This window comes from Mycobacterium sp. (assembly GCF_002863225.1).
GTDB lineage: Bacteria > Actinomycetota > Actinomycetes > Mycobacteriales > Mycobacteriaceae > Mycobacterium.
In genome coordinates this window covers 1-21,403 of sequence record NZ_PKEK01000051.1, presented here as the reverse complement: position 1 = coordinate 21,403, position 21,403 = coordinate 1, and the positions used below count along the sequence as shown (strand labels likewise).

The 21,403-nt window shown below is 66.6% G+C and carries 19 protein-coding genes; 12 read left to right on the top strand and 7 right to left on the bottom strand.

Translation table 11 applies throughout. From position 1 onward, the window contains the following. Nucleotides 1-4 precede the first annotated feature (4 nt). Nucleotides 5-406 carry a PaaI family thioesterase gene (locus CYU59_RS17265; protein ID WP_292991908.1) on the top strand — a complete coding sequence of 134 codons (402 nt, stop codon included), beginning with the start codon at nt 5-7 and terminating at the stop codon, nt 404-406. Here the strand turns inward: CYU59_RS17265 and otsB are convergent, their stop codons facing one another. From otsB to CYU59_RS17250, 3 genes are all read right to left on the bottom strand, one after another. Continuing rightward, nucleotides 407-1,519: a trehalose-phosphatase gene (gene otsB / locus CYU59_RS17260; RefSeq protein WP_292991906.1), complete on the bottom strand. Its 1,113-nt coding sequence runs from the start codon at nt 1,517-1,519 to the stop codon at nt 407-409. A gap of 61 nt (nt 1,520-1,580) precedes the next feature. Next, complete coding sequence (locus CYU59_RS17255) at nt 1,581-2,978, bottom strand: wax ester/triacylglycerol synthase family O-acyltransferase (RefSeq protein WP_292991904.1); 1,398 nt, start codon at nt 2,976-2,978, stop codon at nt 1,581-1,583. Between the two features lie 226 nt (nt 2,979-3,204). After that, nucleotides 3,205-3,396, bottom strand: coding sequence for a hypothetical protein (locus tag CYU59_RS17250; protein WP_292991902.1), 192 nt, complete (start codon nt 3,394-3,396; stop codon nt 3,205-3,207). Between the two features lie 65 nt (nt 3,397-3,461). Here CYU59_RS17250 and CYU59_RS17245 point away from each other — a divergent pair, with 65 nt between their 5' ends. Continuing rightward, a complete protein-coding gene (locus tag CYU59_RS17245; protein WP_292991900.1) occupies nt 3,462-6,743 on the top strand; it encodes an error-prone DNA polymerase in 3,282 nt (1,093 codons plus the stop codon). A gap of 118 nt (nt 6,744-6,861) precedes the next feature. Beyond that, complete coding sequence (locus CYU59_RS17240) at nt 6,862-7,506, top strand: nitroreductase family protein (RefSeq protein ID WP_292991897.1); 645 nt, start codon at nt 6,862-6,864, stop codon at nt 7,504-7,506. A gap of 36 nt (nt 7,507-7,542) precedes the next feature. Here the strand turns inward: CYU59_RS17240 and CYU59_RS17235 are convergent, their stop codons facing one another. Beyond that, a complete protein-coding gene (locus CYU59_RS17235) occupies nt 7,543-8,007 on the bottom strand; it encodes a tRNA (cytidine(34)-2'-O)-methyltransferase (protein WP_292991895.1) in 465 nt (154 codons plus the stop codon). A 428-nt stretch (nt 8,008-8,435) separates the two neighbouring features. Here CYU59_RS17235 and CYU59_RS17230 point away from each other — a divergent pair, with 428 nt between their 5' ends. From CYU59_RS17230 to CYU59_RS17210, 5 genes are read left to right on the top strand one after another with little or no spacing between them, the layout of a single operon-like run. Beyond that, nucleotides 8,436-11,135 (top strand): ATP-binding protein, encoded by a 2,700-nt coding sequence (locus CYU59_RS17230; RefSeq protein WP_293001165.1) that lies wholly within the window; start codon nt 8,436-8,438, stop codon nt 11,133-11,135. Further along, a complete protein-coding gene (locus CYU59_RS17225) occupies nt 11,132-11,578 on the top strand; it encodes a roadblock/LC7 domain-containing protein (protein ID WP_292991892.1) in 447 nt (148 codons plus the stop codon). Before CYU59_RS17230 ends, CYU59_RS17225 begins: the two co-directional genes overlap by 4 nt. A 9-nt stretch (nt 11,579-11,587) precedes the next feature. Next, nucleotides 11,588-11,968: a DUF742 domain-containing protein gene (locus tag CYU59_RS17220; RefSeq protein ID WP_292991890.1), complete on the top strand. Its 381-nt coding sequence runs from the start codon at nt 11,588-11,590 to the stop codon at nt 11,966-11,968. Between the two features lie 13 nt (nt 11,969-11,981). Continuing rightward, nucleotides 11,982-12,551 (top strand): ATP/GTP-binding protein, encoded by a 570-nt coding sequence (locus CYU59_RS17215; RefSeq protein WP_293001163.1) that lies wholly within the window; start codon nt 11,982-11,984, stop codon nt 12,549-12,551. After that, on the top strand, nt 12,551-13,096 hold the full coding sequence (locus CYU59_RS17210) for a pentapeptide repeat-containing protein (RefSeq protein WP_292991888.1): 546 nt from the start codon (nt 12,551-12,553) through the stop codon (nt 13,094-13,096). Before CYU59_RS17215 ends, CYU59_RS17210 begins: the two co-directional genes overlap by 1 nt. Here the strand turns inward: CYU59_RS17210 and CYU59_RS17205 are convergent. Continuing rightward, complete coding sequence (locus CYU59_RS17205; RefSeq protein WP_292991886.1) at nt 13,093-15,708, bottom strand: ATP-binding cassette domain-containing protein; 2,616 nt, start codon at nt 15,706-15,708, stop codon at nt 13,093-13,095. The genes CYU59_RS17210 and CYU59_RS17205 overlap by 4 nt on opposite strands. A gap of 79 nt (nt 15,709-15,787) precedes the next feature. Beyond that, nucleotides 15,788-16,981: an NADH:flavin oxidoreductase gene (locus tag CYU59_RS17200; RefSeq protein WP_292991884.1), complete on the bottom strand. Its 1,194-nt coding sequence runs from the start codon at nt 16,979-16,981 to the stop codon at nt 15,788-15,790. Nucleotides 16,982-17,029: 48 nt separating this feature from the next. Between CYU59_RS17200 and CYU59_RS17195 the strand changes: the two genes are divergently transcribed. Together CYU59_RS17195 and CYU59_RS17190 are read left to right on the top strand one after the other, a co-directional pair. Beyond that, nucleotides 17,030-17,875 (top strand): bifunctional methylenetetrahydrofolate dehydrogenase/methenyltetrahydrofolate cyclohydrolase, encoded by an 846-nt coding sequence (locus tag CYU59_RS17195; protein WP_293001161.1) that lies wholly within the window; start codon nt 17,030-17,032, stop codon nt 17,873-17,875. A gap of 2 nt (nt 17,876-17,877) precedes the next feature. After that, complete coding sequence (locus tag CYU59_RS17190; protein ID WP_292991882.1) at nt 17,878-18,150, top strand: DUF3017 domain-containing protein; 273 nt, start codon at nt 17,878-17,880, stop codon at nt 18,148-18,150. Here the strand turns inward: CYU59_RS17190 and CYU59_RS17185 are convergent. After that, nucleotides 18,147-18,512 (bottom strand): DUF732 domain-containing protein, encoded by a 366-nt coding sequence (locus CYU59_RS17185; RefSeq protein WP_292991880.1) that lies wholly within the window; start codon nt 18,510-18,512, stop codon nt 18,147-18,149. The two genes, CYU59_RS17190 and CYU59_RS17185, sit on opposite strands and share 4 nt — an antisense overlap. 160 nt (nt 18,513-18,672) lie before the next feature. On the opposite strand from CYU59_RS17185, the gene CYU59_RS17180 reads away from it, so the two are divergent. After that, nucleotides 18,673-20,103 carry an FAD-binding oxidoreductase gene (locus CYU59_RS17180; protein ID WP_292991878.1) on the top strand — a complete coding sequence of 477 codons (1,431 nt, stop codon included), beginning with the start codon at nt 18,673-18,675 and terminating at the stop codon, nt 20,101-20,103. A gap of 106 nt (nt 20,104-20,209) precedes the next feature. Then, nucleotides 20,210-21,403, top strand: a 1,194-nt coding sequence (locus CYU59_RS17175) for an HNH endonuclease signature motif containing protein (protein WP_292991876.1), incomplete at its 3' end; no start/stop codon positions are given.

Below are 21,403 nucleotides of genomic sequence, written 5' to 3'. Positions count from 1 at the left end.
GCCGATGACCGACACCGCCGCAACGGAGATGATCCACGGGCTGGTTCCGCTGGCGGTGACGCTCGGGATCACCGCAGACGTTGCCGTACCCGAAGAGGTTGTGCTGAGCCTGGATTGGGCGCCCGGCCTGACGACGGGAGGGGACGTGCTGCACGGCGGGATCGTGATGGCGCTGGCGGACACCTCGGGTGCGGTGTGCGCATTCCTCAACCTTCCCGAGGGTGCCGGCGGCACGACGACCATCGAATCCAAGACCAACTTCTTTGCCGCGACACGCTCGGGAACGGTGAAGGCGCACAGCCGCCCGCTCCATGTCGGGCGGCGTGTCATCGTGGTCGAAACAGAGATCCGCGGCGACACCGGCAGGCTCGCCGCCAAAACCATTCAGTCGCAAGCGGTTCTGTGATCAGTCGGCGAGGCGGCGGGCCAGCCGCTCGGTGAATTCTTTCGCGCGGTCGGGGTCGGCCAGCGCGTAACGCGCGGCGGTGGCGCGGTCGCCGTCGTCGCCGTGGCGCACCAGTATCGCGATGCCGTCGTCGGCGACCGCGTCGAAGGCGTCCTCGTCGGTGATGTCGTCGCCCAGGTAGATGGGTAGCAGCGGGTCGCCGCCCTCGTTGTCGCGGATGTAGTCGAGCACCCAGCGCAGCGTCTTTCCCTTGTCCCAGTCGACATCCGGTCGCAGCTCGATCACTTCTCGTCCGGTCGTCACGCGCAACGCCGTCCGCTGCCCGGTCTGCCGGACCGCTGAGGTCACCTCTGCGACCCGGTCGCGCGCGGCATTGCGATAGTGCACGGCCACCCCGAATCGCTTGTGCTCCACGGCTACTCCGGGAATGTCGCCGAGCTGGTCGGCGAGTGCGGCTGCCGCCTCGGCCAGCACCGGGATGCTCGCGGCCGCGTCGGTGTTCTGGTGGTGCTCGCCGTCGGGGCCGGTGAGCTCGAAACCGTGGCTGCCGGCGTACCACAGGCCGGGCAGGCCGATTCGGTCGCGCACGTCGGCCAAGTCGCGGCCACTGAGGATCGCCACCGGACATTGCGCGCTCAGCGACGTCAGCGCGTCGGCCGCGCCGTCGACGAGTCGCGCGGCGTCGGGATCGTTGACGATCTCGGACAGTGTTCCGTCGAAGTCGTAGAAGACCGCCGGCGTGCCGGTGAACTCCAGGGCCTGCGACCCGTCGGGCAACTCGGACATCCGGCGATCACCGGTGCGGACCTCGAGGTCGCTCGCGTCGGCGAGCACCGCGTCGGCACCGTGCGGGGTTTCGTTCGGGCCGATCGCGATCACCAGCGCGAAACCGGCGGCGCGTGCGGCGGTCACTCCCGCGTGGGTTGCGGTGACGACCGCGCACCGGCCCGGGCGCACCGACAGGGCATCGGCCGAGTCGACCAGCGTGGCGGGATCGGATCGACAGGAGCGCACGCCGGCGTTGTCCAGGCGTGCGGCAACGGTGGGATCGGGTTCGGGGTCGAGGTCGAACAACACGGCGTCCACCCGGCGCGGGTCGATGATGACCGCCATTCGCCGTCCCGCCTTCCCGGCCCGCCCTCGCGGGACCGGTAGTCAGGTTAGTCGCTGGCGGTCAGACCGATTTCCTGTCGAACAGCAAGATCGAGTCCTGGCCGAGCACGTCCAGGCGTTCGACGCCGAGCTTGATGCCGTCGGCCAGCTCATCGATGTCGGCACCCGCGTCGTAGTCGGCGGTGATGCCGAAGACCAGATCGTCGGCGTAGCTCGTCACCGCCACCCCGGTGCGCAGCTGCAACGCGATCGGCGGTATGGGCAACAGACGACTGACGGTGTGACCCATCATCTCCAGCCGACGGTGCGGACCCGGCACATTGGTCGCCAGCGTCACGATGCCACGCTGCGGAAGGCGGGTGAGAAATCGAATCAGCCACGAGGACAACATGAACGGGACGTAGCCGGTCATCGACACCGCCAGGTTGCCGGCCTGCTTCTGCCCGCCTTGCTTGGTCCGGGTCATCCGGTCGTGCACCATGCGTAACTGCTGAATCGGGTCGTCCTGCTCGACCGGGAGGTAGGGCAGCATCATCGAGATCTTGTTGCCCGGCCGGTCCGACGATCCGGACGCGCGAACCGAGACCGGCACCAGCGTGCGCAGCGAATCCGGCCGAGGTTCCTCGCCGCGGTGCAGCAGGACGGATCGGTACCCCTCGGTGATCGCAGCCAGCGCGACATCGTTGATCGTGACGTCGAACTTGCGGCAGACCTGTTCGACGTCGGCGAGGGGGACGCGGACCGCACGATAGCGGCGTCGCGCCGTAACGGGCCCTACCAGCGACGACCCGGCGGTTGGCCGCAGCAGGCCGGTAGCGATTTCGGTCGCCCCGCCGACCGTCCGGGTCACAGTGCCGGTGATGCCGGTGGCGGTCCGCCATAGGCTGCCCAGGGGATTGGTTGCTTCGGTGTGTTCGGGAACCGGCGCCAGGTGTTTGGGCCGCCGACCGCCGGGCTTCGAAACGACGGGCCGGGCGAACACGTCGCCGTCGACCTCGTCGCAAAGGCGGGCAAGGATGCGCATTGCCGAGATTCCGTCGGCCATACAGTGGTGGACCTTCATCAAGATCGCCCAGCGGTTGCCCTTCAGGCCTTCGATCACCCAGCACTCCCACAGCGGACGATCGCGATCGAGTCGGCGCTCCAGCACGTCGGCGACAACCCGGAACAGTTCGGTGTCGTCGCCGGGTCGCGGGACGGCTATCCGGCGCACATGACGGCTGATGTCGAAAGCCGGGTCGTCGACCCACTGCGGCGCGCCGACGTCCAAGGGTTGGGTACGCAGCATCTGCGTGAAACGCGGAATCGATCTAACACGTTCTGTGAGAACAGCTTTGAATTTATCGTCCTTGGGAGCCGCGCCATCGATGATGGCGATCCCGCCAATCGCCAAACTGACGTTTCGATCCGAATCCTCGGCCATGAGGAAGCCTGCATCGAGCGTGTTGAGTTGCTCCACGAGCCGCCACCGCCGTTCTTTTTTTCGACTGTGTTCGAGTATCGGCGGTGACCGCTGGTCAGAGGTGGCGGCAATATTAATTCATGTAAACAACTGGAGTCGGTTGTGTGGCAACGTAGTTGGAAAACCCGCTGCGGTGTTAGTCGCGTGCCGAACAACGGTCTCGAGCTCTAGTTGCCTGAGATTCTCTGAGAGTTGCATCAGAGTTGTTCCAGCTCAGCACAATTCAGATTTTTCGCCAACTGACTGCGGCGACCACGATCCCGATCAGCGCCGTGATCGGGCCGGCGATCGACCAGGTTGTGGTGCTGCTCATCTGGCTGCCCTGAAGCGCGCCGAATCCCTGGAGCGCCCAGACCAGACCGAACAGCGCGACGATCAGTCCGATCACGAACGTCGCGATGAAAGTCCCTCTCATGCCCCGAGGGTAGGCCGCCGGAAACACCAAAAGCCATTCGAACAAACATTCGATATACTGCGCCGGTGGGGTGGAGCAACGGACCGCCGGGCTGGTCGGAGATGGAGCGGGTGCTCTCCGGCAAACCGCGTCGTGCCGGCACGCCTACGGTGTGGACCCCGGCGGATGAAGCACCCCGATCGCCCAAGCGGGTGGCCTACCAGCCGCCGGACGAGGGCCGGCCGGCCCGCTCGTCGGTCCCGTACGCCGAGTTGCACGCGCATTCGGCGTACAGCTTTCTCGACGGCGCCAGTGCGCCGGAGGAACTGGTCGAAGAGGCGGTGCGGCTTGGCCTGCGGGCCATCGCGCTGACGGATCACAACGGGCTCTACGGCGCGGTGCGATTCGCCGAAGCGGCCGTTGAATTGAAGATGCACACGGTGTTCGGCGCCGAGCTGTCGCTGGGATCCGAGGCCAGGACCGATGCCCCCGATCCGGCCGGGCCGCATCTGCTGGTGCTGGCTCGCGGGCCGGAAGGCTACCGTCGGCTGTCGCGTCAGCTGGCGGTGGCACATCTGGCCGGTGGTGAAAAGGGCAAGCTGCGTTTTGATTTCGACGCGCTCACCGAGGCTGCCGGTGGCCATTGGCACATCTTGACCGGTTGCCGCAAAGGTCACGTTCGCTCCGCGTTGGCCGCCGGCGGGCCGGATGCGGCCGCGGCGGCACTGGCCGATCTGGTGGACCGCTTCGGCTCCGATCGGGTCAGTGTCGAGCTGACGCATCACGGCTGCCCGACCGACGACGACGTCAACGCCAGAATGGCTTTGCTGGCACAGCGATTCGGGTTGAGCAGGGTGGCGACTACCGGCGCGCATTTCGCGGGGCCGTCCCGTCGCCGACTGGCGATGGCGATGGGCGCCATCCGGGCCAGGCAGTCGCTGGACGAGGCGGCCGGCTGGTTGGCGCCGCTGGGCGGTTCGCATCTGCGTTCCGGTGAGGAGATGGCGCGACTGTTCGCCCAGCACCCCGACGCAGTGACCGCCGCCGCCGAGCTCGGCGAACAGTGCGCCTTCGGCCTGGCGTTGATCGCCCCGCAGCTGCCGCCGTTCGACGTACCGGCCGGGCATACCGAAGACAGCTGGCTGCGCGAGTTGACGATGGCCGGTGCTGAGCGCCGCTACGGTCAACGGTCCCAGGCGCCTCAGGCGTATGCCCAGATCGAGCATGAGCTGAAAACCATTGCGCAACTCAAGTTTCCGGGATATTTCCTGGTGGTCTACGACATCACCCGGTTCTGCCGGGAAAACAACATCCTGTGCCAGGGCCGGGGGTCGGCGGCCAACTCGGCGGTCTGCTACGCCCTCGGCGTCACAGCGGTCGACCCGGTGGCCAACGAGTTGCTGTTCGAGCGTTTCCTGTCGCCGGAGCGCGACGGCCCGCCCGACATCGACATCGACATCGAGTCGGACCTTCGGGAAAACGTCATCCAGTACGTCTACGACAAATACGGCCGCGACTATGCCGCCCAGGTCGCCAACGTGATCACCTATCGCAGCCGAATCGCGGTGCGCGACATGGCCCGGGCCCTAGGGTTTTCTCAAGGGCAGCAAGACGCGTGGAGTAAGCAGATCAGCCACTGGAGTGGACGCCCGTCGGACATCGAGGGCATTCCCGAGCAGGTGATCGAGTTGGCCGAACAGATCCAGAACCTGCCCCGGCACATGGGCATCCACTCCGGTGGCATGGTGATCTGTGACCGCCCGATCGCCGACGTCTGTCCGGTCGAATGGGCTCGTATGGAAAACCGCAGCGTCCTACAGTGGGACAAAGACGATTGTGCGGCAATCGGTTTGGTGAAGTTCGATCTGCTCGGCCTCGGCATGCTTTCGGCGTTGCACTACGCCATCGACCTGGTGCACGAGCATGAAGGACTCAAAGTCGACCTGTCGACGCTGGACCTGTCCGAGCCGGCGGTGTACGAGATGTTGCAGCGCGCCGATTCCGTCGGGGTGTTTCAGGTGGAGTCGCGCGCGCAGATGGCCACGTTGCCACGGCTGAAGCCGCGGGTGTTCTACGACCTGGTGGTCGAGGTGGCGCTCATCCGTCCCGGTCCCATCCAGGGGGGATCGGTGCACCCGTACATCCGGCGGCGCAACGGCCTCGACCCGGTTGTCTACGACCACCCGTCGATGGAGCCGGCGCTGCACAAGACGTTGGGAGTACCGCTGTTTCAGGAACAGCTGATGCAGCTGGCGGTGGACTGCGCCGGCTTCTCCGGAGCCGAAGCCGATCAACTGCGTCGCGCCATGGGATCAAAGCGGTCGACCGAACGCATGCAGCGGTTACGCGGCCGGTTTTACGACGGCATGCGGAGCCTGCACGGTGCTACCGACGAGGTCATCGACCGGGTCTTCGAAAAGCTGGAAGCATTCGCCAATTTCGGTTTCCCGGAAAGCCATTCGCTCAGTTTTGCCTCGCTGGTGTTCTACTCGTCGTGGTTCAAGCTGCATCATCCGGCGGCGTTCTGCGCGGCGCTGCTCCGTGCGCAGCCGATGGGCTTCTACTCTCCGCAGTCGCTGGTGGCCGATGCCCGCCGGCACGGCGTGGCGGTGCACGGTCCGTGCGTGGCAGCCAGCGTGGTGCATGCCACGCTGGAGAACGCCGGAGCCGAGGTGAGGTTGGGGCTGGGCGACGTCCGCCATATCGGGGAAGACCTGGCCGAAAAGCTGGTGCAGGAGCGAAAAGCGAATGGTCCCTTTACTTCTCTGCTGGACATGACGACTCGGGTGCAGCTGTCGGTGCCGCAGACCGAGGCATTGGCCACCGCGGGAGCGCTGCGCTGCTTCGGTATGTCGCGGCGAGAGGGGCTGTGGGCGGCCGGTGCGGCCGCCACCCAGCGACCGGATCGTCTGCCGGGAGTGGGCTCCTCGTCGCATGTTCCGGCGCTACCCGGGATGAGTGAGGTGGAGCTGGCCGCTGCCGACGTGTGGGCCACCGGCATCTCACCGGACAGCTATCCGACCCAGTTCCTGCGCTCCGATCTCGACGAGATGGGAGTGGTGCCCGCCGCCGATCTGCTTTCGGTGCCTGACGGTGACCGGGTGCTGGTCGCGGGGGCGGTCACCCACCGGCAGCGACCCGGGACGGCGCAAGGGGTGACGTTCGTCAACCTCGAGGACGAGACCGGAATGGTCAACGTGCTCTGCACACCGGGGGTGTGGGCGAGACACCGCAAGGTGGCGCAGATGTCGTCGGCTCTGCTGATCCGTGGTCAGGTTCAAAATGCCAGTGGCGCAATCACTGTCATGGCGGAACGGATCGCGCCGCTCACTTTGCAAGTCGGATCGAAGTCCCGCGATTTCCGTTGAGACCCACAGTCCCGCTGCGGTGCGCCGAACGTGAAACCACGGCGAGAAAAACGCCGAAAATTCGCCACAGTTTCACGCTCGGAGCGGCGTCGAAATGTCGCGCGGTAATGTCGCGCGCATGGCCCTCAATCTTTCTGTCGACGAATTGCTCACCACCACCCGTTCGGTCCGCAAGCGCCTCGACTTCGAGAAGCCGGTGTCGCACGACGTGCTGATGGAATGCCTCGACTTGGCGCTGCAGGCGCCCACCGGATCCAATACCCAAGGCTGGCAATGGGTTTTCGTCGAGGATGCGGAGAAGAAGAAGGCGATCGGCGATATCTATCTGGCGAATGCCCGCCAATACCTGAGCTCGCCGGCACCCCAATACGACGAGGGCGACACCCGCGGCGAGCGGATGGGAGCGGTCCGGGACTCCGCCGGGTATCTGGCCGAGCACATGCACGAAGCGCCGGTCCTGCTGATCCCGTGCATCGAGGGCCGCGAGGACAAGCAGCCGCTGGGCGGAGTGTCGTTCTGGGCCTCGTTGTTCCCCGCGGTGTGGAGCTACTGTCTGGCGCTGCGCTCGCGCGGGCTGGGCACCTGCTGGACGACGCTGCACCTACTCAAGGGTGGCGAAGAGCAGGTCGCCGAAATTCTCGGCATCCCTTTCGAGAAGTACAGCCAGGGCGGTCTTTTCCCGATCGCCTACACCAAGGGCACTGACTTCAAGCGAGCCAAGCGACTGCCGGCCGAGCAGTTGACGCACTGGGACACCTGGTAAGTCACCGGCTGCATCACCGCTTCGCGTTCCGCATCGTCACCGCGCGCCGGCAAAGCTCTGCTGTCGCCATGCCTCGTACACCGCGACCGCCGCGGCGTTGGCCAGGTTCAGCGAACGCCGACCATCGAGCATCGGGATCCGCACCCGCTCGGTGACATGGGGGTCGGCCAGCGTGGCCGCGTCCAGCCCAGTGGGTTCCGGGCCGAACATCAACACGTCGCCGGGCTGATAGCTCACCGTGGTGAACAGCTGAGTGGCGTGGGCGGTGAACGCGAACACCCGCTGCGGCTGTAGCGCCGTCCACGCGTCCTCCAGCGACGGATGCACGGTGACCGAGGCCAGGTCGTGGTAGTCGAGCCCAGCCCGTCGCAGATTCGGCTCGGACAGGTCGAAACCCAACGGCTCGACGAGATGCAGTTCTGCCCCGGTGGCCGCGGCCGTCCGGATTGCATTACCGGTATTGGGCGGGATTCGCGGCGAGAAAAACAGGAGGCGGAACACAACACACGGTAACCGGAATGGGCGGATTCGCTCCCGGGACCGATGGGTAGGCGTCGCGCAGAATCGCCGATTCGCCGAACCGATTAATCGCTCGGTGCGCGACGGCAATGACGGTATCGGGCACGCCGCCGGTTGACCGTACTGAGTGTTGCCGCAGCGCTGGTAAACCGTTCAGAAAGTTTGCTGGACGCTGATGAGTGCAGTCTGAACGGCATCGGTGAACTCTGTCTGTTCAGTAAGAATTGTGGTCACTACCGCCGCAGCCTGGCATACTCGCAGAATTGCCAGGCGTACTTGCTTGCCCGTCGCTCGGGGCGAGCGCAATTAGCAGGAAGTCCCATGAACGACGCGCTATCACTGCGATTCAGCGGAGCGGACGCTTACACCGCGCTGGTCCGGTGACGATATTTGCCCGCGCCACGCGAGCCATCTCACCGACCAACGGTGACGCCGCGGCGCGCAACGGTGTCGAATCCGCGTCGACCAAACGGCCCGCGTCGTGGTCACTGCACAATTGGCCTGTCCGTTGGAAAGTCGTGGCAATTGTCGCGCTGCCTTTGATCCTGGCAATGGTGTTCGGAGGCTTTCGCGTCGCCGGCGCGCTGACCGACGCGCACCGGCTTCGGCTGGCCGCCGACCGGGCCGAGATGGTTCCGGCGATCACCAAATACATGTCGGCTCTCGATGTAGCCCTGCTGGCGAACTCGACCGGCGGCGATGTCGCGGGAGCAAAGAAGAATTACGACGCCCGCAGGAGCGAGCTCGAAGCCCGCCTGCACGGAACCGATGTCGAAGCCGACGTCAGCGCCGGCGTCGACGCCATGCTGGACGGCGGGCAATCTTTGCTGGACAACGTCGCCTCGAACACCCTGGGACTGCGGCCCCGGGTGACCACCTACGCGCCCATCCTGCTGACCGCCGAGAACGCTATCGACGGTTCGGTTCGGGTGGACAACGAGCAGATCCGCGCCGAGGCGCAGGGGCTCAGCCGGGCGATCGGGGCCCGCGGGCAGATGACGATGCAGCAGATCCTGATCGCGCGCGGGGCCGACCTCCCCGAGCCCGAGCTGCGCACCTCAATGACGACCCTTGCCGGTACCGAGCCGTCGACGCTGTTCGGAATGGCCGAAGTGCTCGGCGTCGGCTCTCCGGATGCCAAGACGCTTCAGCAGCAGATGGTCACCCGGATGGGCGTGATGTCGGACCCGGCGCAGAACCTGGTCAACAACCCGGCGCTGCTGCGCTCGGTGCAGACCACCGACCGGATCGCCTCCCAGATCATCGCGGACTTCACCGCCAAGGTGACCAAGGCCGTCGAGAACCAAGCGCACGATCGTCGCAACGCGGCGATCCGGGACACCGTGCTGGTGCTGACCGCGATCCTCGCCGCCATCGTCATCGTGTTGCTGGTCGCACGCTCGCTGATCCGCCCGTTGCGCGTGCTGCGCGACGGTGCCTTGAAGGTCGCCCACGAAGACCTCGAGCGCGAGATCGTCAGAGTGCGGGCCGGTGACGAATCACCACCGGAGCCGCTGCCGGTGTACACCACCGAGGAAATGGGTCAGGTCGCGCACGCCGTCGACGAGTTGCACACCCAGGCACTTCTGCTGGCCGGCGACGAGGCCCGGTTGCGGCTGCTGGTCAACGACATGTTCGAGACGATGTCGCGGCGCAACCGGTCCCTGGTCGACCAACAGCTCTCGCTGATCGACCGGCTCGAGCGCAACGAGGAAGACCCAGAGCGCCTCGACAGCCTGTTCCGCCTGGACCACCTGGCCGCCCGGATGCGACGCAACGGCGCGAACTTGCTGGTGCTGGCGGGTGCCCAGAGTTCCCGGGGAGATCAGCGCACCACCGTGCCGCTGTCGTCGGTCATCCACGCGGCGGCCTCCGAAGTCGAGGACTACCGCCGTGTCGAGACGTCGATGGTGCCCGACTGCGCGGTCTCCGGGGCGGTCTCCGGCGACGTCGTCCATTTGCTCGCCGAGTTGATCGACAACGCGTTGCGCTACTCGCCGCCGGCATCGCCGGTTCGGGTGTCGGCCGGATTCCGCAGCGATGGAGCGGTTTTACTGCACATCGTCGACGTCGGGCTCGGCATGACCGAAGGCGATCGCCGGATCGCCAACATGCGCCTGCGCGCCGGGGGAGAGGTCAGCCCTGACAGCGCCCGGCACATGGGTCTCTTCGTGGTCGGCCGGTTGGCGGACCGGCACGGTATCCGGGTGCGGTTGCGGGGGACGTCGCTCGAGGAGGCGCGGTCGGGTTCGACGGCCGAGGTCTACCTGCCGTCGAGCGTGCTGGCGGGGGCCGACGCGGGCCCGGCGGCGCCACGCCCGACGGAGTCGGCCGCGCTGCCGCCCGAGCCGCCGCTCGACGAACCGGACTACGTGGCCGACCTCGCTCCGATCGAGGACGACTCCGAGCGCAATGGCGCTCCTTCGACCGAGTCCTCGGTCAGCCTCTTGCCCCGCCGCCGGCCCGGCGGCAGCGGCATCACCGGCGTGCCGGCCGCCCCGGGCCAACCCGTACCGAATCGGGCCGCCCAAGCCGAGGTCGCCCCGCCGGTTCCGGAAAGAGCTGTGGCGCAACCCGTTTCGAACACCTCATCGTTCTTCGGCTCGCGGGTCCGGCTCAACAAGGAGAACCGGCGGCGCCCGGAAGCACCGCCGGCCCCGCCACCCGCACCGGCGGCCGAGCCCGACGATGTCTGGGTTGAAGAACCGGCCGCGGCGCCGACCGACACAGCAGAGGACGACCTGATCTACCAGCGGATGCTCTCCGAATGGCTGGTCGACCCGGGCGATCTGGTCCAGAGTCCGGACCTGGACTGGCAATCGGTGTGGGACCACGGCTGGACGGCCGCCGCGGAGGTGGACAACACACCGGTTCAGACGCACACCGAACAAGGCTTGCCGGTGCGTGACCCCGGTGCCCGGCTGATTCCCGGCGGCGCCGGATCAGAGCAGAATGGCAGCGCGCACCACCGAGCCGACGGTGACGACAACGGGACGGCGCCGGCTCGCAACCCCGAGGCGGTCCGCGCGTCGATCAGCAGCCATTTCGGCGGTGTGCGCGCCGGCCGCGCCCATGCCCGTGACGACGATCAAGGATCCGACACCGAATGACCTCAGCGTTTCATCCCGCACAGCCCAGCCATCCCGCTCGATCGGGCGAATCGTTGGACTGGCTGGTGTCCAACTTCGCCCGCGAAGTGCGCGGGGTCTCGCACGCCATCCTGGTGTCCGTCGACGGGCTGCTCATCGCCGCCAGCGAGCGGCTGCCCAAGGAGCGGGCCGACCAGCTCGCCGCGGTGTCCTCAGGCCTGGCCAGTCTCGCCAGCGGCGCGGCGCAGCTCTTCGAGGGTGGCCAGGTGTTGCAGTCGGTGGTCGAAATGCAGAACGGCTACCTGCTGCTGATGCAGGTCGGCGACGGGTCACACCTGGCGACGCTGGCCTCGACGTCGTGCGACATCGGCCAGATCGGTTACGAGATGGCGGTCCTCGTCGAACGCGTCGGCAACGTCGTGCAATCGACCCGACGCGCTGCGTCGCCGAGCCAGACGTACTAGCGAGACGTGATGGACAGCCGCGAGCCGAGATTCGAGCCCCCGCCGCCCGAAGCCAGCCTGGTCCGCCCCTACACCTTGACGGCGGGCCGGACGAAGGCCAGCGTCGACATTCCGCTCGAAGCGCCGGTGCAGGCGTTGCAGTCGGCGATGTTCCACCGGTGGCCGCTCAACGACGTCCGGGGCCGAATCGTGAAGCTGTGCGTCAAAAGCCCGTCGGTGGCGGAAATATCGGCTCGGCTGGATTTGCCGCTCGGTGTCACGCGCGTGTTGGTCGGCGATCTGGTGACTTCGGGTTACCTTCGAGTGAATCAGTCGTTGACCGAACACTCGACCCGTGACGAACGCCGCGAACTGATAGGAAGGACGCTCCGTGGCCTACGAGCGCTTTGACGCGGGGCCCCCTCTGCATCAGAAGTCGCGCGACACCGCGTCCACGAAGATCGTCATCGCCGGTGGATTCGGCGCGGGCAAGACAACTTTCGTCGGTGCGGTGTCGGAGATCATGCCGCTGCGCACCGAGGCGATGGTCACCGATGCCTCGGCCGGTGTCGACATGGTCGACGCCACCCCGGACAAGCGGACCACCACGGTCGCCATGGACTTCGGCCGCATCACCCTCGACGAGGATTTGGTGTTGTACCTGTTCGGAACGCCGGGGCAGCGCAGGTTCTGGTTCATGTGGGACGACTTGGTGCGGGGTGCGATCGGCGCGGTGATCCTGGTCGACTGTCGGCGACTGGAGGACTGCTTCGCCGCGGTCGACTTCTTCGAGCACCGCAACCTGCCATTCCTGATCGCGGTCAACGAGTTCGACGGCACACCAAGGTATCCGGCGGCCGAGGTGCGTAAAGCTTTGACGTTGCCCACGCATGTCCCCGTCATCAATGTCGACGCCCGCGACCGCAGATCGGCGACGGACGCCTTGATCGCCGTCAGTGAGTACGCGCTGGCGAGTTTGTCGCCCACCGCGTAGTGGATTGGACCGATTGCGAGTTCGTCGGCCGTGACTTCCGCGACGACGATCTCAGCCGCATACGCACCGACCGGGTGGTGTTCACCGAATGCGACTTCAGCGGCGTCAACCTGGCCGAGTCGGAACATCTGGGGTCGGCGTTTCGCAACTGCAGATTCAACCTGACGACACTGTGGCACAGCACTTTCCGTCAGTGCAGCATGCTGGGCTCGGTGTTCGTGCGATGCCGGTTTCGGCCGGTGGTCCTCGACGAGGTCGACTTCACGCTGACCACACTCGGCGGAAACGACCTGCGCGGAATTGATTTCAGCGGCTGCCGGCTGCGCGAGGCCAACCTGGTGGAAGCCGATCTGCGCAAGACCGTGTTGCGCGGCGCCGACCTCTCCGGGGCGCGCAGTACCGGAACCCGGCTGGACGAAGCCGATCTGCGCGGCGCAATCGTCGACCCGTCGCTGTGGACGACGGCGACGCTGACCAAGGCGCGCATCGACGTCGAGCAGGCGCTGGCCTACGCCGTGGCGCACGGATTACGTCTGGACGGTTAGCGTTTGAGCCGGATGCGCCACCGCACGTAGCCGCCGTAGATCAGCGACAGCGTCACCAGCATCCCCAGGTCGAAGAAGAAGATGTGCTGGGAGTGCTGCCAGATCGGGTCGTTGGTGGGAATCTGCTTGACCTTCACCAGGCTCGGGAAGTCGATCGACGACGCACCGGCGGCGTAGCCCCAGCGTCCGGGTGTCAGCCAGGACAGCTGGTTGAGTCCGGCCCGGCCGGTCACCGGAATCATGCCGCCGGCCAGCACCAGCTGGGACATGATCGTCACCACCAGCAGCGGCATGATCTGCTCGGTGGTCTGCGCCAAGGCTGACATCATCAGCCCGAGGATGGCCGACGCCACACAGGTTCCGGCGACCGTGATGAACAGCGCAAAGGTCGAATCGCCGAAGAACGGGGGATGCGCTGTGGGAGCGCCCTTTCCGAGCCGGACGATGAACGTCGCGATGGCCGCCTGGGCCGTCGCGAACACACAGAACACCGACACCTTGGCCAGCAGATAGGCCGTCGTGGAGAGCCCGACCGCCTGTTCTCGGCGGAAGATCGGCCGCTCACCGATCAGGTCTCGGATGGTCAGCGCCGTGCCCATGAACACGGCCCCGATATTGAGCAGCACCATGATGTACTGCGGCTGAGTGGGTGCCAGGCCCAGCGGATCCGCCGGTCCCAGACCGGGTTTCGGGCCCTTGACGGTCAGTGACAGCGCGCCGATCAGGAACGGCAGCACCGCGAGGAACACGGAGTAGCCGCGGTCGGAGATGACCAGCCGGATCTGCCGACGTGCGATCGTGGAGAGTTGACGGAACAGATCGGTGTGCACCGGTTCGCCGAGATCGGCGGGGGATTCTCTGTCCGGCGGCTTGATCGCGGATCTGCCGCCGCGTTCGACGAAGCGGCGGTTCGCCTCGTCGGGGTCGGCGCCGACATTGGCGAAGATGTCCGCCCAGTTGGTGGTGCCCAGCGCTTCGCCTACCTGGCTGGGCGGGCCGTTGAAAGCCATCTTGCCGCCGGGCGCCAACAGCAGGATCTGGTCACACACGTCCAGGTAGGACACCGAGTGGGTGACCACCAGCACGACACGGCCTGCGTCGGCGAGCTGGCGCAGCATCAGCATCACCTGACGGTCCAGCGCCGGGTCGAGACCAGAGGTCGGTTCGTCGAGCAGGAGTAGCGACGGTTGGGTGAGCAACTCCAGCGCGACCGACGCGCGTTTGCGCTGACCGCCCGATAGCTTGTCGACGCGGGTATCGGCGTGCTTGGTCAGGTCGAGTTCCTCGAGCACCTGCGCTACGACCTGAGCTCGCTCCTCTTTGTTGGTGTCCGGTGGCAGCCGCAACTCCGCGGCGTAGCCCAGCGCTTGGTTCACCGTCAGCTGTCGGTGCACCACGTCGTCCTGCGGCACCATCCCGATCCGGCTACGCATGGTCGCGTATTCGCCGTGGATGTCGTGGCCCTCGAACGTGACATTGCCGGCGCTCGGCCGGGTGTATCCTGCGATCAGCCGCGACAGCGTCGTCTTACCCGCACCGGAGCCGCCGATGATCGCGGTCAGGCTGCCAGGGCGGGCCGTCAGTGAAATGCCGTTGATCAACTCCTTGCCGTCGATCCGGAAGTGCACGTTGTTGACCTCGAGACCGCCGGTCCGGGTCGCGGCCTCGGTACGGCGAACCAGGTTGCCGTCGGTGTAGACGAGGTCGATGTTGCCGATGGTGACCACGTCACCCTCGCTGAGCACCGCAGAGCCGACCCGCACGCCGTTGACGAATGTGCCGTTGATGCTGCTGGCGTCGCGGATCTCGGTGCCGAGCGGCGAGTCGACCAGGAATGCGTGATGCCGCGAGGCCAGGACGTCCTGGATGACGATGTCGTTGTCGTTGGCACGGCCGATCGTCATCGATCCGGCCGGCTTGTTCGGGGTCGACGAGCCGGGCAGGATCGCCTGAATCATCTTGGTGGCGAGGTTGCCCGCCTCGGGCGGAGTGCTGATCGCCGGAGCCGGCCCCATCTCGGTTTTCGGCGCGTAGTTCACCGGTGCCGGTGCGGGTTGCCGGCTCGGGGGCGGCGGTTGATGCGAGGGGACCTGCGGCGACGGACCCGGCTGGTAATTGGGCTGCCGTGGTCCCGGATACGGCTGCTGCGGTGGTCCGCCGGGATACGGGCGCGGTCCGGGGCCCGGCGGGGGCTCCTGCGGGCGCGGCGGCGGGCGGTGTGGCTGCTGCCCGGGGCCTGGCCGTGCGGGCGCGCCGGCCCGGGCGATCGGCATCGACGTCGTCTGCGGCGGTCGTCCACCGTCGTGGCGGCCGATCTCGAAGCTGAGCGCGGGGCCATCCGGGTTGCCGATGTTGATCGTCTGGCCGTCGTGCAGGTCGATCACCGGTGCGCGACGGCCGTGGACGTACGTTCCGTTCAGCGAGCCGTTGTCGATGGCCACCCAACGGCCCTGGTCAAAGCGGAGCAATAGGTGCGCCCGGGAGATCAGCGGATGCGTGATGCGCATATCGGCGCGCAGATCGCGGCCGACCACGATGTCATGACCTGCACCGAAAGTGCGTTGTGACCCGTCGTACCGGACTGTCAGCGCGGGCTGTGCTGCGTGACTCATCGGCCCAACATTAGCTGCTCGGCTCACTGAGCCGAATGCATCGGCTGGCGTTTCAAGCCTTTTCGATAGATACGGGCGATCAACGTGCCAGCGCGTCGGGCGCGCCGGTGACCACGCAGCGGGTGCGGCTGTAGATCGTCGGCATGCACCGGTTGCAGTGCGTACAGGCGGAACGGACCTGGGCGCCGTCGCGGGCGATCCGGTTGATCAAGTCGGGCTCAGCCAGTAGCGCCCGGCCCATCGCGACGAACTGGAAGCCCTCCGCCATCGCCAGATCCATCGTGTCGCGATTGGTGATGCCGCCCAATAGAATCAGCGGGATGGTCAGCTCGGCGCGGAACTGCTTCGCCTGGCGTAACAGGTAAGCCTCGCGATAGGGATATTCGCGGAGAAATTTCTTTCCGGTCATCCGCATGCCCCAGCGCAGTGGTGGGGAGAACGCGCCGGCGAATTCCTTGAGCGGCGCATCGCCGTGGAACAGGTACATCGGGTTGACCAGCGAGCTGCCCGCGGTGAGTTCGATCGCGTCCAGGGCGCCGTCGTCCTGCAGCCACTTGGCAGTCGTGATGGATTCGTCGACCGAGATGCCACCGCGCACGCCGTCGGACATGTTGAGCTTTGCGGTCACCGCAATCTGGTCGCCGACGGCGCGTTTGACGGCCAACACCATTCCGCGGGCGACCTTGGCGCGGTTCTCCAGCGACCCGCCGAACTCGTCGCTGCGGCGGTTGATCAGCGGGCTGAGAAAGGCGCTGGCGAAGTAGTTGTGACCCAGATGCACTTCGACGGCGTCGAATCCGGACTCGACGGCCAGCCGGGCCGCGTTGGCGTGCGCGGCGATCACGTCGTCGATGTCGTCGCGGCTGGCCTTCTTGGCGAACCGCATGCCGATCGGATTGAAGAAACGCACCGGCGCCAAGGCCGTCGCCTTGTTGGAGCGGGCGTTGGCGACCGGTCCGGCGTGCCCGATCTGGGCGCTGACCGCCGCGCCCTCGGCGTGGATCGCCTCGGTGAGTCGCTGGAATCCGGGCACGGCCTCCGGGCGCATCCAGATCCCGTTGCCTTCGGTGCGGCCACCCTGCGAGACCGCGCAGTAGGCGACGGTCGTCATGCCCACGCCGCCGGCCGCGGGCAATCGGTGATATTCGATGAGGTCGTCGCTGACCAGCGCGCCCGGCGTACGAGCTTCGAAGGTTGCGGATTTGATCGTGCGATTGCGCAGCGTGATGGGTCCGAGCTTTGCCGGTGCCAGCACGTCCGGGGCTTCGGACATGTGTGGAGCCTAACTGTGATGGCGGACGCACATGCCAAACTGGACGACGTGGGTGCAATCACGTTGGACGGCAAAATCACACGTGACGAGATCTTCGTCGATCTCAAGGAGCGCGTCGCCGCGCTGACCGCGGCGGGCAAGACTCCGGGACTGGGCACCGTCCTGGTGGGCGAGGATCCCGGTTCGCAGGCTTACGTGCGCGGCAAGCACGCCGATTGCGCGAAAGTGGGCATCACTTCGCTGCGCCGCGATCTGCCCGCCGACATCAGCCAGGCCGAGCTCAACGACACCATCGACGAACTCAACGCCAACCCCGAGTGCACCGGCTACATCGTCCAGTTGCCGCTGCCCAAGGGTCTGGACGAGAACGCGGCGCTGGAGCGCGTCGATCCCGCAAAAGACGCCGACGGGTTGCACCCGACGAATCTGGGTCGGCTGGTGCTGATGGATCCGGCGCCGCTGCCCTGTACGCCGCGCGGCATCGTGCACCTGCTGCGGCGCTTCGATGTCGAGATCGCCGGTGCGCACGTGGTGGTGATCGGTCGCGGCGTGACGGTCGGTCGCCCTCTCGGCCTGCTGCTCACCCGGCGGTCGGAGAACGCCACGGTGACGTTGTGCCACACCGGAACTCGGGATCTGCCGGCCCTGACCAGGCAAGCCGACATCATCGTCGCCGGCGTCGGTGTGCCGCACATGCTGACCGCCGACATAGTGCGCCCCGGTGCCGCCGTGATCGACGTCGGGGTGAGCCGGGTCGACGGCAAACTCACCGGCGACGTGCATCCCGACGTCTGGGACGTTGCGGGTCATGTGTCGCCGAACCCGGGCGGTGTCGGGCCGCTCACCCGCGCGTTCCTGCTGACGAACGTCGTCGAGCTGGCCGAGAGCCGATAGGCATGCGCCGACTTGGACCGCAGTGGCCGATCGTCTGGGTGACGCTGATCTTCGTGGTGGCATTCAGCTTGGCCGCGGCCAACTTCTGGCGCCGGGGCGCGTTACTGATCGGGATCGGCGTGGGCGTGGCCGCCGTCCTGCGGTTGGCGTTGACCGATGAGCGTGCCGGGCTGTTGGTGGTGCGCAGCAAGGCGATCGACTTCGCGACGATGGCGACGGTCGCCACGGCGATGGTTTACATCGCCTGGACGATCGACCCGCTCGGAACCCGCTAGAAGCGCGGAGCGGTGGTTACGCCGCTGCCGCCCAACAAGTTTGACATCTGCTCGGGGCAATAGGTCTGGATCGCGATCGTGGTGAACGCGCGGGCCAGTTGCGGTGACACACCGCGGCGTGCGACGCCCGAGGCCGCAGCGGCGAAACTGCTACCTGGCTGAGCGAGCATCGGGCAGATGGACTGACCGACCGCCATCGCGTTGCCCGGTTCGCCGTACTCGATCCCGGCGTGACTGAGCGCGTCGATGAAGTTGTCGTCGCTGGGATCCGCTTCACCTGGAATCGAGAACGCGGTGGCGACGGTGATCAGACATGACAGACCGATCAGGACACGCACGGCGAGGGGCTGGTTGCCGAGCATCGCTACCCCCTTTACGTTGCGTGGTTCGAATCGAACTCTGGTCTAGCGCAGTCACGTTCAGAACACGGCGGAGTAAAGGTTCGCGTACGTTTGGGGCGACACGCGATCGTCCGCGTGGCGTCACGGCGTGTCTTGGGTTCACGTGCATGACAATTCGGGCATGACGGGTGGAATCTCACGTCAGACGTTCCTGCGCGGCGCCGTCGGGGCGTTGGCGGCGGGTGCTTTCGTCGGCCCGGGCCGCGCCGCCGGCGAGCCGATCGCCACCGGCTGGGATGGACTGTCCATCGGCGGGCAGGTCATCCGCCCAGACGCTGCTCAATTCGGTTCAGCCAAAGCGGTTTTCAACACCAACTACAACGGTTTGTCGCCGGTGGCCGTCGTCGTGCCGAACTCTGCGTCCGATGTGCAGCGAGCCGTGGTCTTTGCCGCTGCCAACAATCTCAAAGTTGCTCCGCGCGGTGGCGGACATTCCTACGTGGGGGCGTCCACCGCGAACGGCACGATGGTGCTCGATCTGCGTCAGCTGCCCGGCGGCGTCGAATTCGACGCGGCAACCGGGCTGGTCACAGTGCCGCCCGCCACGAGTTTGTATGCGATGCATCAGGTTCTGGCCGCGGCCGGTCGGGGCATTCCCACCGGGACCTGTCCGTCGGTCGGGGCCGCGGGTCATGCCTTGGGCGGCGGACTCGGCGCTCATTCCCGGCATGCCGGGCTGATGTCGGATGCATTGCGGTCGGTCACGGTGGTGTTGCCCAACGGGCAGGCGGTGACGGCGTCGGCGCAGAGCCAGCCCGACCTGTTCTGGGGTTTGCGAGGCGGCGGCGGTGGCAATTTCGGCGTGACCACGTCGTTGACGTTCGCGACGTTCCCGGCGGGGGAGGTCGACGCGGTCAATCTCGACTTTCCACCGCAAGCGTTCGCTCAGGTGTTGGTGGGCTGGCAGAGCTGGCTGCGGACCGCGGACCGCAGCTGCTGGGCACTCGCCGATGCCACCGTCGACGCGATGGGAACGCACTGCCGCATTCTTGCGACGTGTCCGCCCGGGTCCGGAGGCAGCGTCGCATCGGCAATCACGTCGGCCGTCGGGTTGGCGCCGACCGGCACGGAGAATCACCGATTCAACTATCTGGATTTGACGAATTATCTGGCGGTGAACAACCTCAATCCGTCGCCGCTCGGATATGTCGGCGGCTCAGACGTGTTCTCATCTCTGACACCGGCTGCGGCGCAGGGGATCACCGCAGCTGTCGAGGCGTTCCCGCGCGGAGCCGGTCGCATGCTGGCCATCATGCATGCTCTCGATGGGGCGTTGGCGGATGTGCCGGTCGGGGCGTCCGCGTTTCCGTGGCGCCAGCAGTCGTCGTTGGTCCAGTGGTACGTCGAAACGCCGGGTGATCCCTCCGCTGCTCTTGGCTGGCTGGGCGCCGCGCATCGGGCTGTGCAGCCGTATTCCGTTGGCGGGTATGTGAATTACCTCGAGGCCAACCAGCCGGCGTCGCGCTACTTCGGGCCCAATCTGTCGCGGCTGGACGCCGTCCGACAGAAGTACGATCCCGGGCGGGTGATGTTCTCCGGCATGCCGGTGTGAGGCGTAGCGGGCGTGGACTGTTGCGGCTTTATCCACAGTGGCGGCTTTATCCACAATCGGGCTTCGGTGAGGTGCTGCTGTCGGTGGCCGTCGTTAATATTCGAACATGCGTTCTAGTAGTCGCGAAGAGATCGTCGAGGGATTCGACGCGCTCCAGTCTGCCTGGAAACGCGTCCTGGACCTCAGCTTTGACGCCCTGACCACACCTGAGCGGTTGAACCTCCTCGACAGCCTCGAAGGGTTTCGCCGCGCCCAGCCCGCCGTCGAGCATGCGCTGATCAACGAGCTGGCTGTTGTCGAGCCGGCCGTGCTGGGCGGGAAGTTGGCGCCGGTGCTGGCCAACCGGTTACGGATCAGCCGCACCGACGCCTCCCGACGCGTCCACGAAGCCGCCGACCTCGGTGAGCGGCGGGCCTTGAACGGTGAGGCTTTAGCGCCGGTCCTTGCGGCGACCGCGGCCGCGCAACGCAACGGCGACCTCGGTGCTGGCCATGTCGCGGTGATTCGCAGTTTCTGGCACCGGCTCCCCGACTTCGTCGATGTGGACACCCGCGCTACCGCTGAAGCGCAATTGGCCCGGCTGAGTCTGGAGCACCGCCCCGATGAGTTGGCCAAGCTGGCCGACACCCTGACCGACTGCCTCAAACCCGACGGCGACTTCACCGACACCGACCGCGCCCGGCGTCGCGGCGTGAGCATTGGTCAACAGGACATCGACGGGATGTCATCGATCAGCGGCTGGCTCACCCCCGAAGCCCGCGCCACCCTCGACGCCGTCTTCGCGAAGTTGGCCGCCCCCGGGATGTGCAACCCGGCCGACGACACACCGTGCATCAGTGGGACACCGTCGCAGGCCGCGATTCAGGGTGACACCCGCACCGCCGGGCAGCGCCACCACGACGCACTCGTCGCCGCCGGCCGGGCACTGCTGGCGTCGGGGGAGCTGGGTCAGCACAACGGGCTGCCCACCTCGATCATCGTCACCACCACCTTGCAGGAGTTGGAAGCCGGCGCCGGCCGCGGACTCACCAGCGGCGGCACCCTGCTACCGATGTCGGATGTGATCCGGCTGGCCTCCCACGCCCACCACTACCTGGCCATCTTCAACCACGGCAAAGCACTCGCGCTGTATCACACCAAACGCCTGGCCTCCCCAGCCCAGCGAATCGTGTTACACGCCAGAGACCGCGGCTGCACCTTCCCCGGCTGCACCGTGCCCGCCTACCAGTGCCAGGTCCACCACAACAACCCCTACCGCACCCACCCCGAAACCGACGCCAACACCATGACCCTGACCTGC

Bases quoted from the DNA above. Each gene is read 5' to 3' on its own strand.
- CYU59_RS17225 (WP_292991892.1), top strand. From the start codon at position 11,132: ATGACCTCAGCGTTTCATCCCGCACAGCCCAGCCATCCCGCTCGATCG.
- otsB (WP_292991906.1), bottom strand. From the start codon at position 1,519: ATGGCGGTCATCATCGACCCGCGCCGGGTGGACGCCGTGTTGTTCGAC.
- CYU59_RS17190 (WP_292991882.1), top strand. From the start codon at position 17,878: ATGCGCCGACTTGGACCGCAGTGGCCGATCGTCTGGGTGACGCTGATC.
- CYU59_RS17205 (WP_292991886.1), bottom strand. From the start codon at position 15,708: ATGAGTCACGCAGCACAGCCCGCGCTGACAGTCCGGTACGACGGGTCA.
- CYU59_RS17185 (WP_292991880.1), bottom strand. From the start codon at position 18,512: ATGCTCGGCAACCAGCCCCTCGCCGTGCGTGTCCTGATCGGTCTGTCA.
- CYU59_RS17250 (WP_292991902.1), bottom strand. From the start codon at position 3,396: ATGAGAGGGACTTTCATCGCGACGTTCGTGATCGGACTGATCGTCGCG.
- CYU59_RS17220 (WP_292991890.1), top strand. From the start codon at position 11,588: ATGGACAGCCGCGAGCCGAGATTCGAGCCCCCGCCGCCCGAAGCCAGC.
- CYU59_RS17240 (WP_292991897.1), top strand. From the start codon at position 6,862: ATGGCCCTCAATCTTTCTGTCGACGAATTGCTCACCACCACCCGTTCG.
- CYU59_RS17180 (WP_292991878.1), top strand. From the start codon at position 18,673: ATGACGGGTGGAATCTCACGTCAGACGTTCCTGCGCGGCGCCGTCGGG.
- CYU59_RS17265 (WP_292991908.1), top strand. From the start codon at position 5: ATGACCGACACCGCCGCAACGGAGATGATCCACGGGCTGGTTCCGCTG.
- CYU59_RS17200 (WP_292991884.1), bottom strand. From the start codon at position 16,981: ATGTCCGAAGCCCCGGACGTGCTGGCACCGGCAAAGCTCGGACCCATC.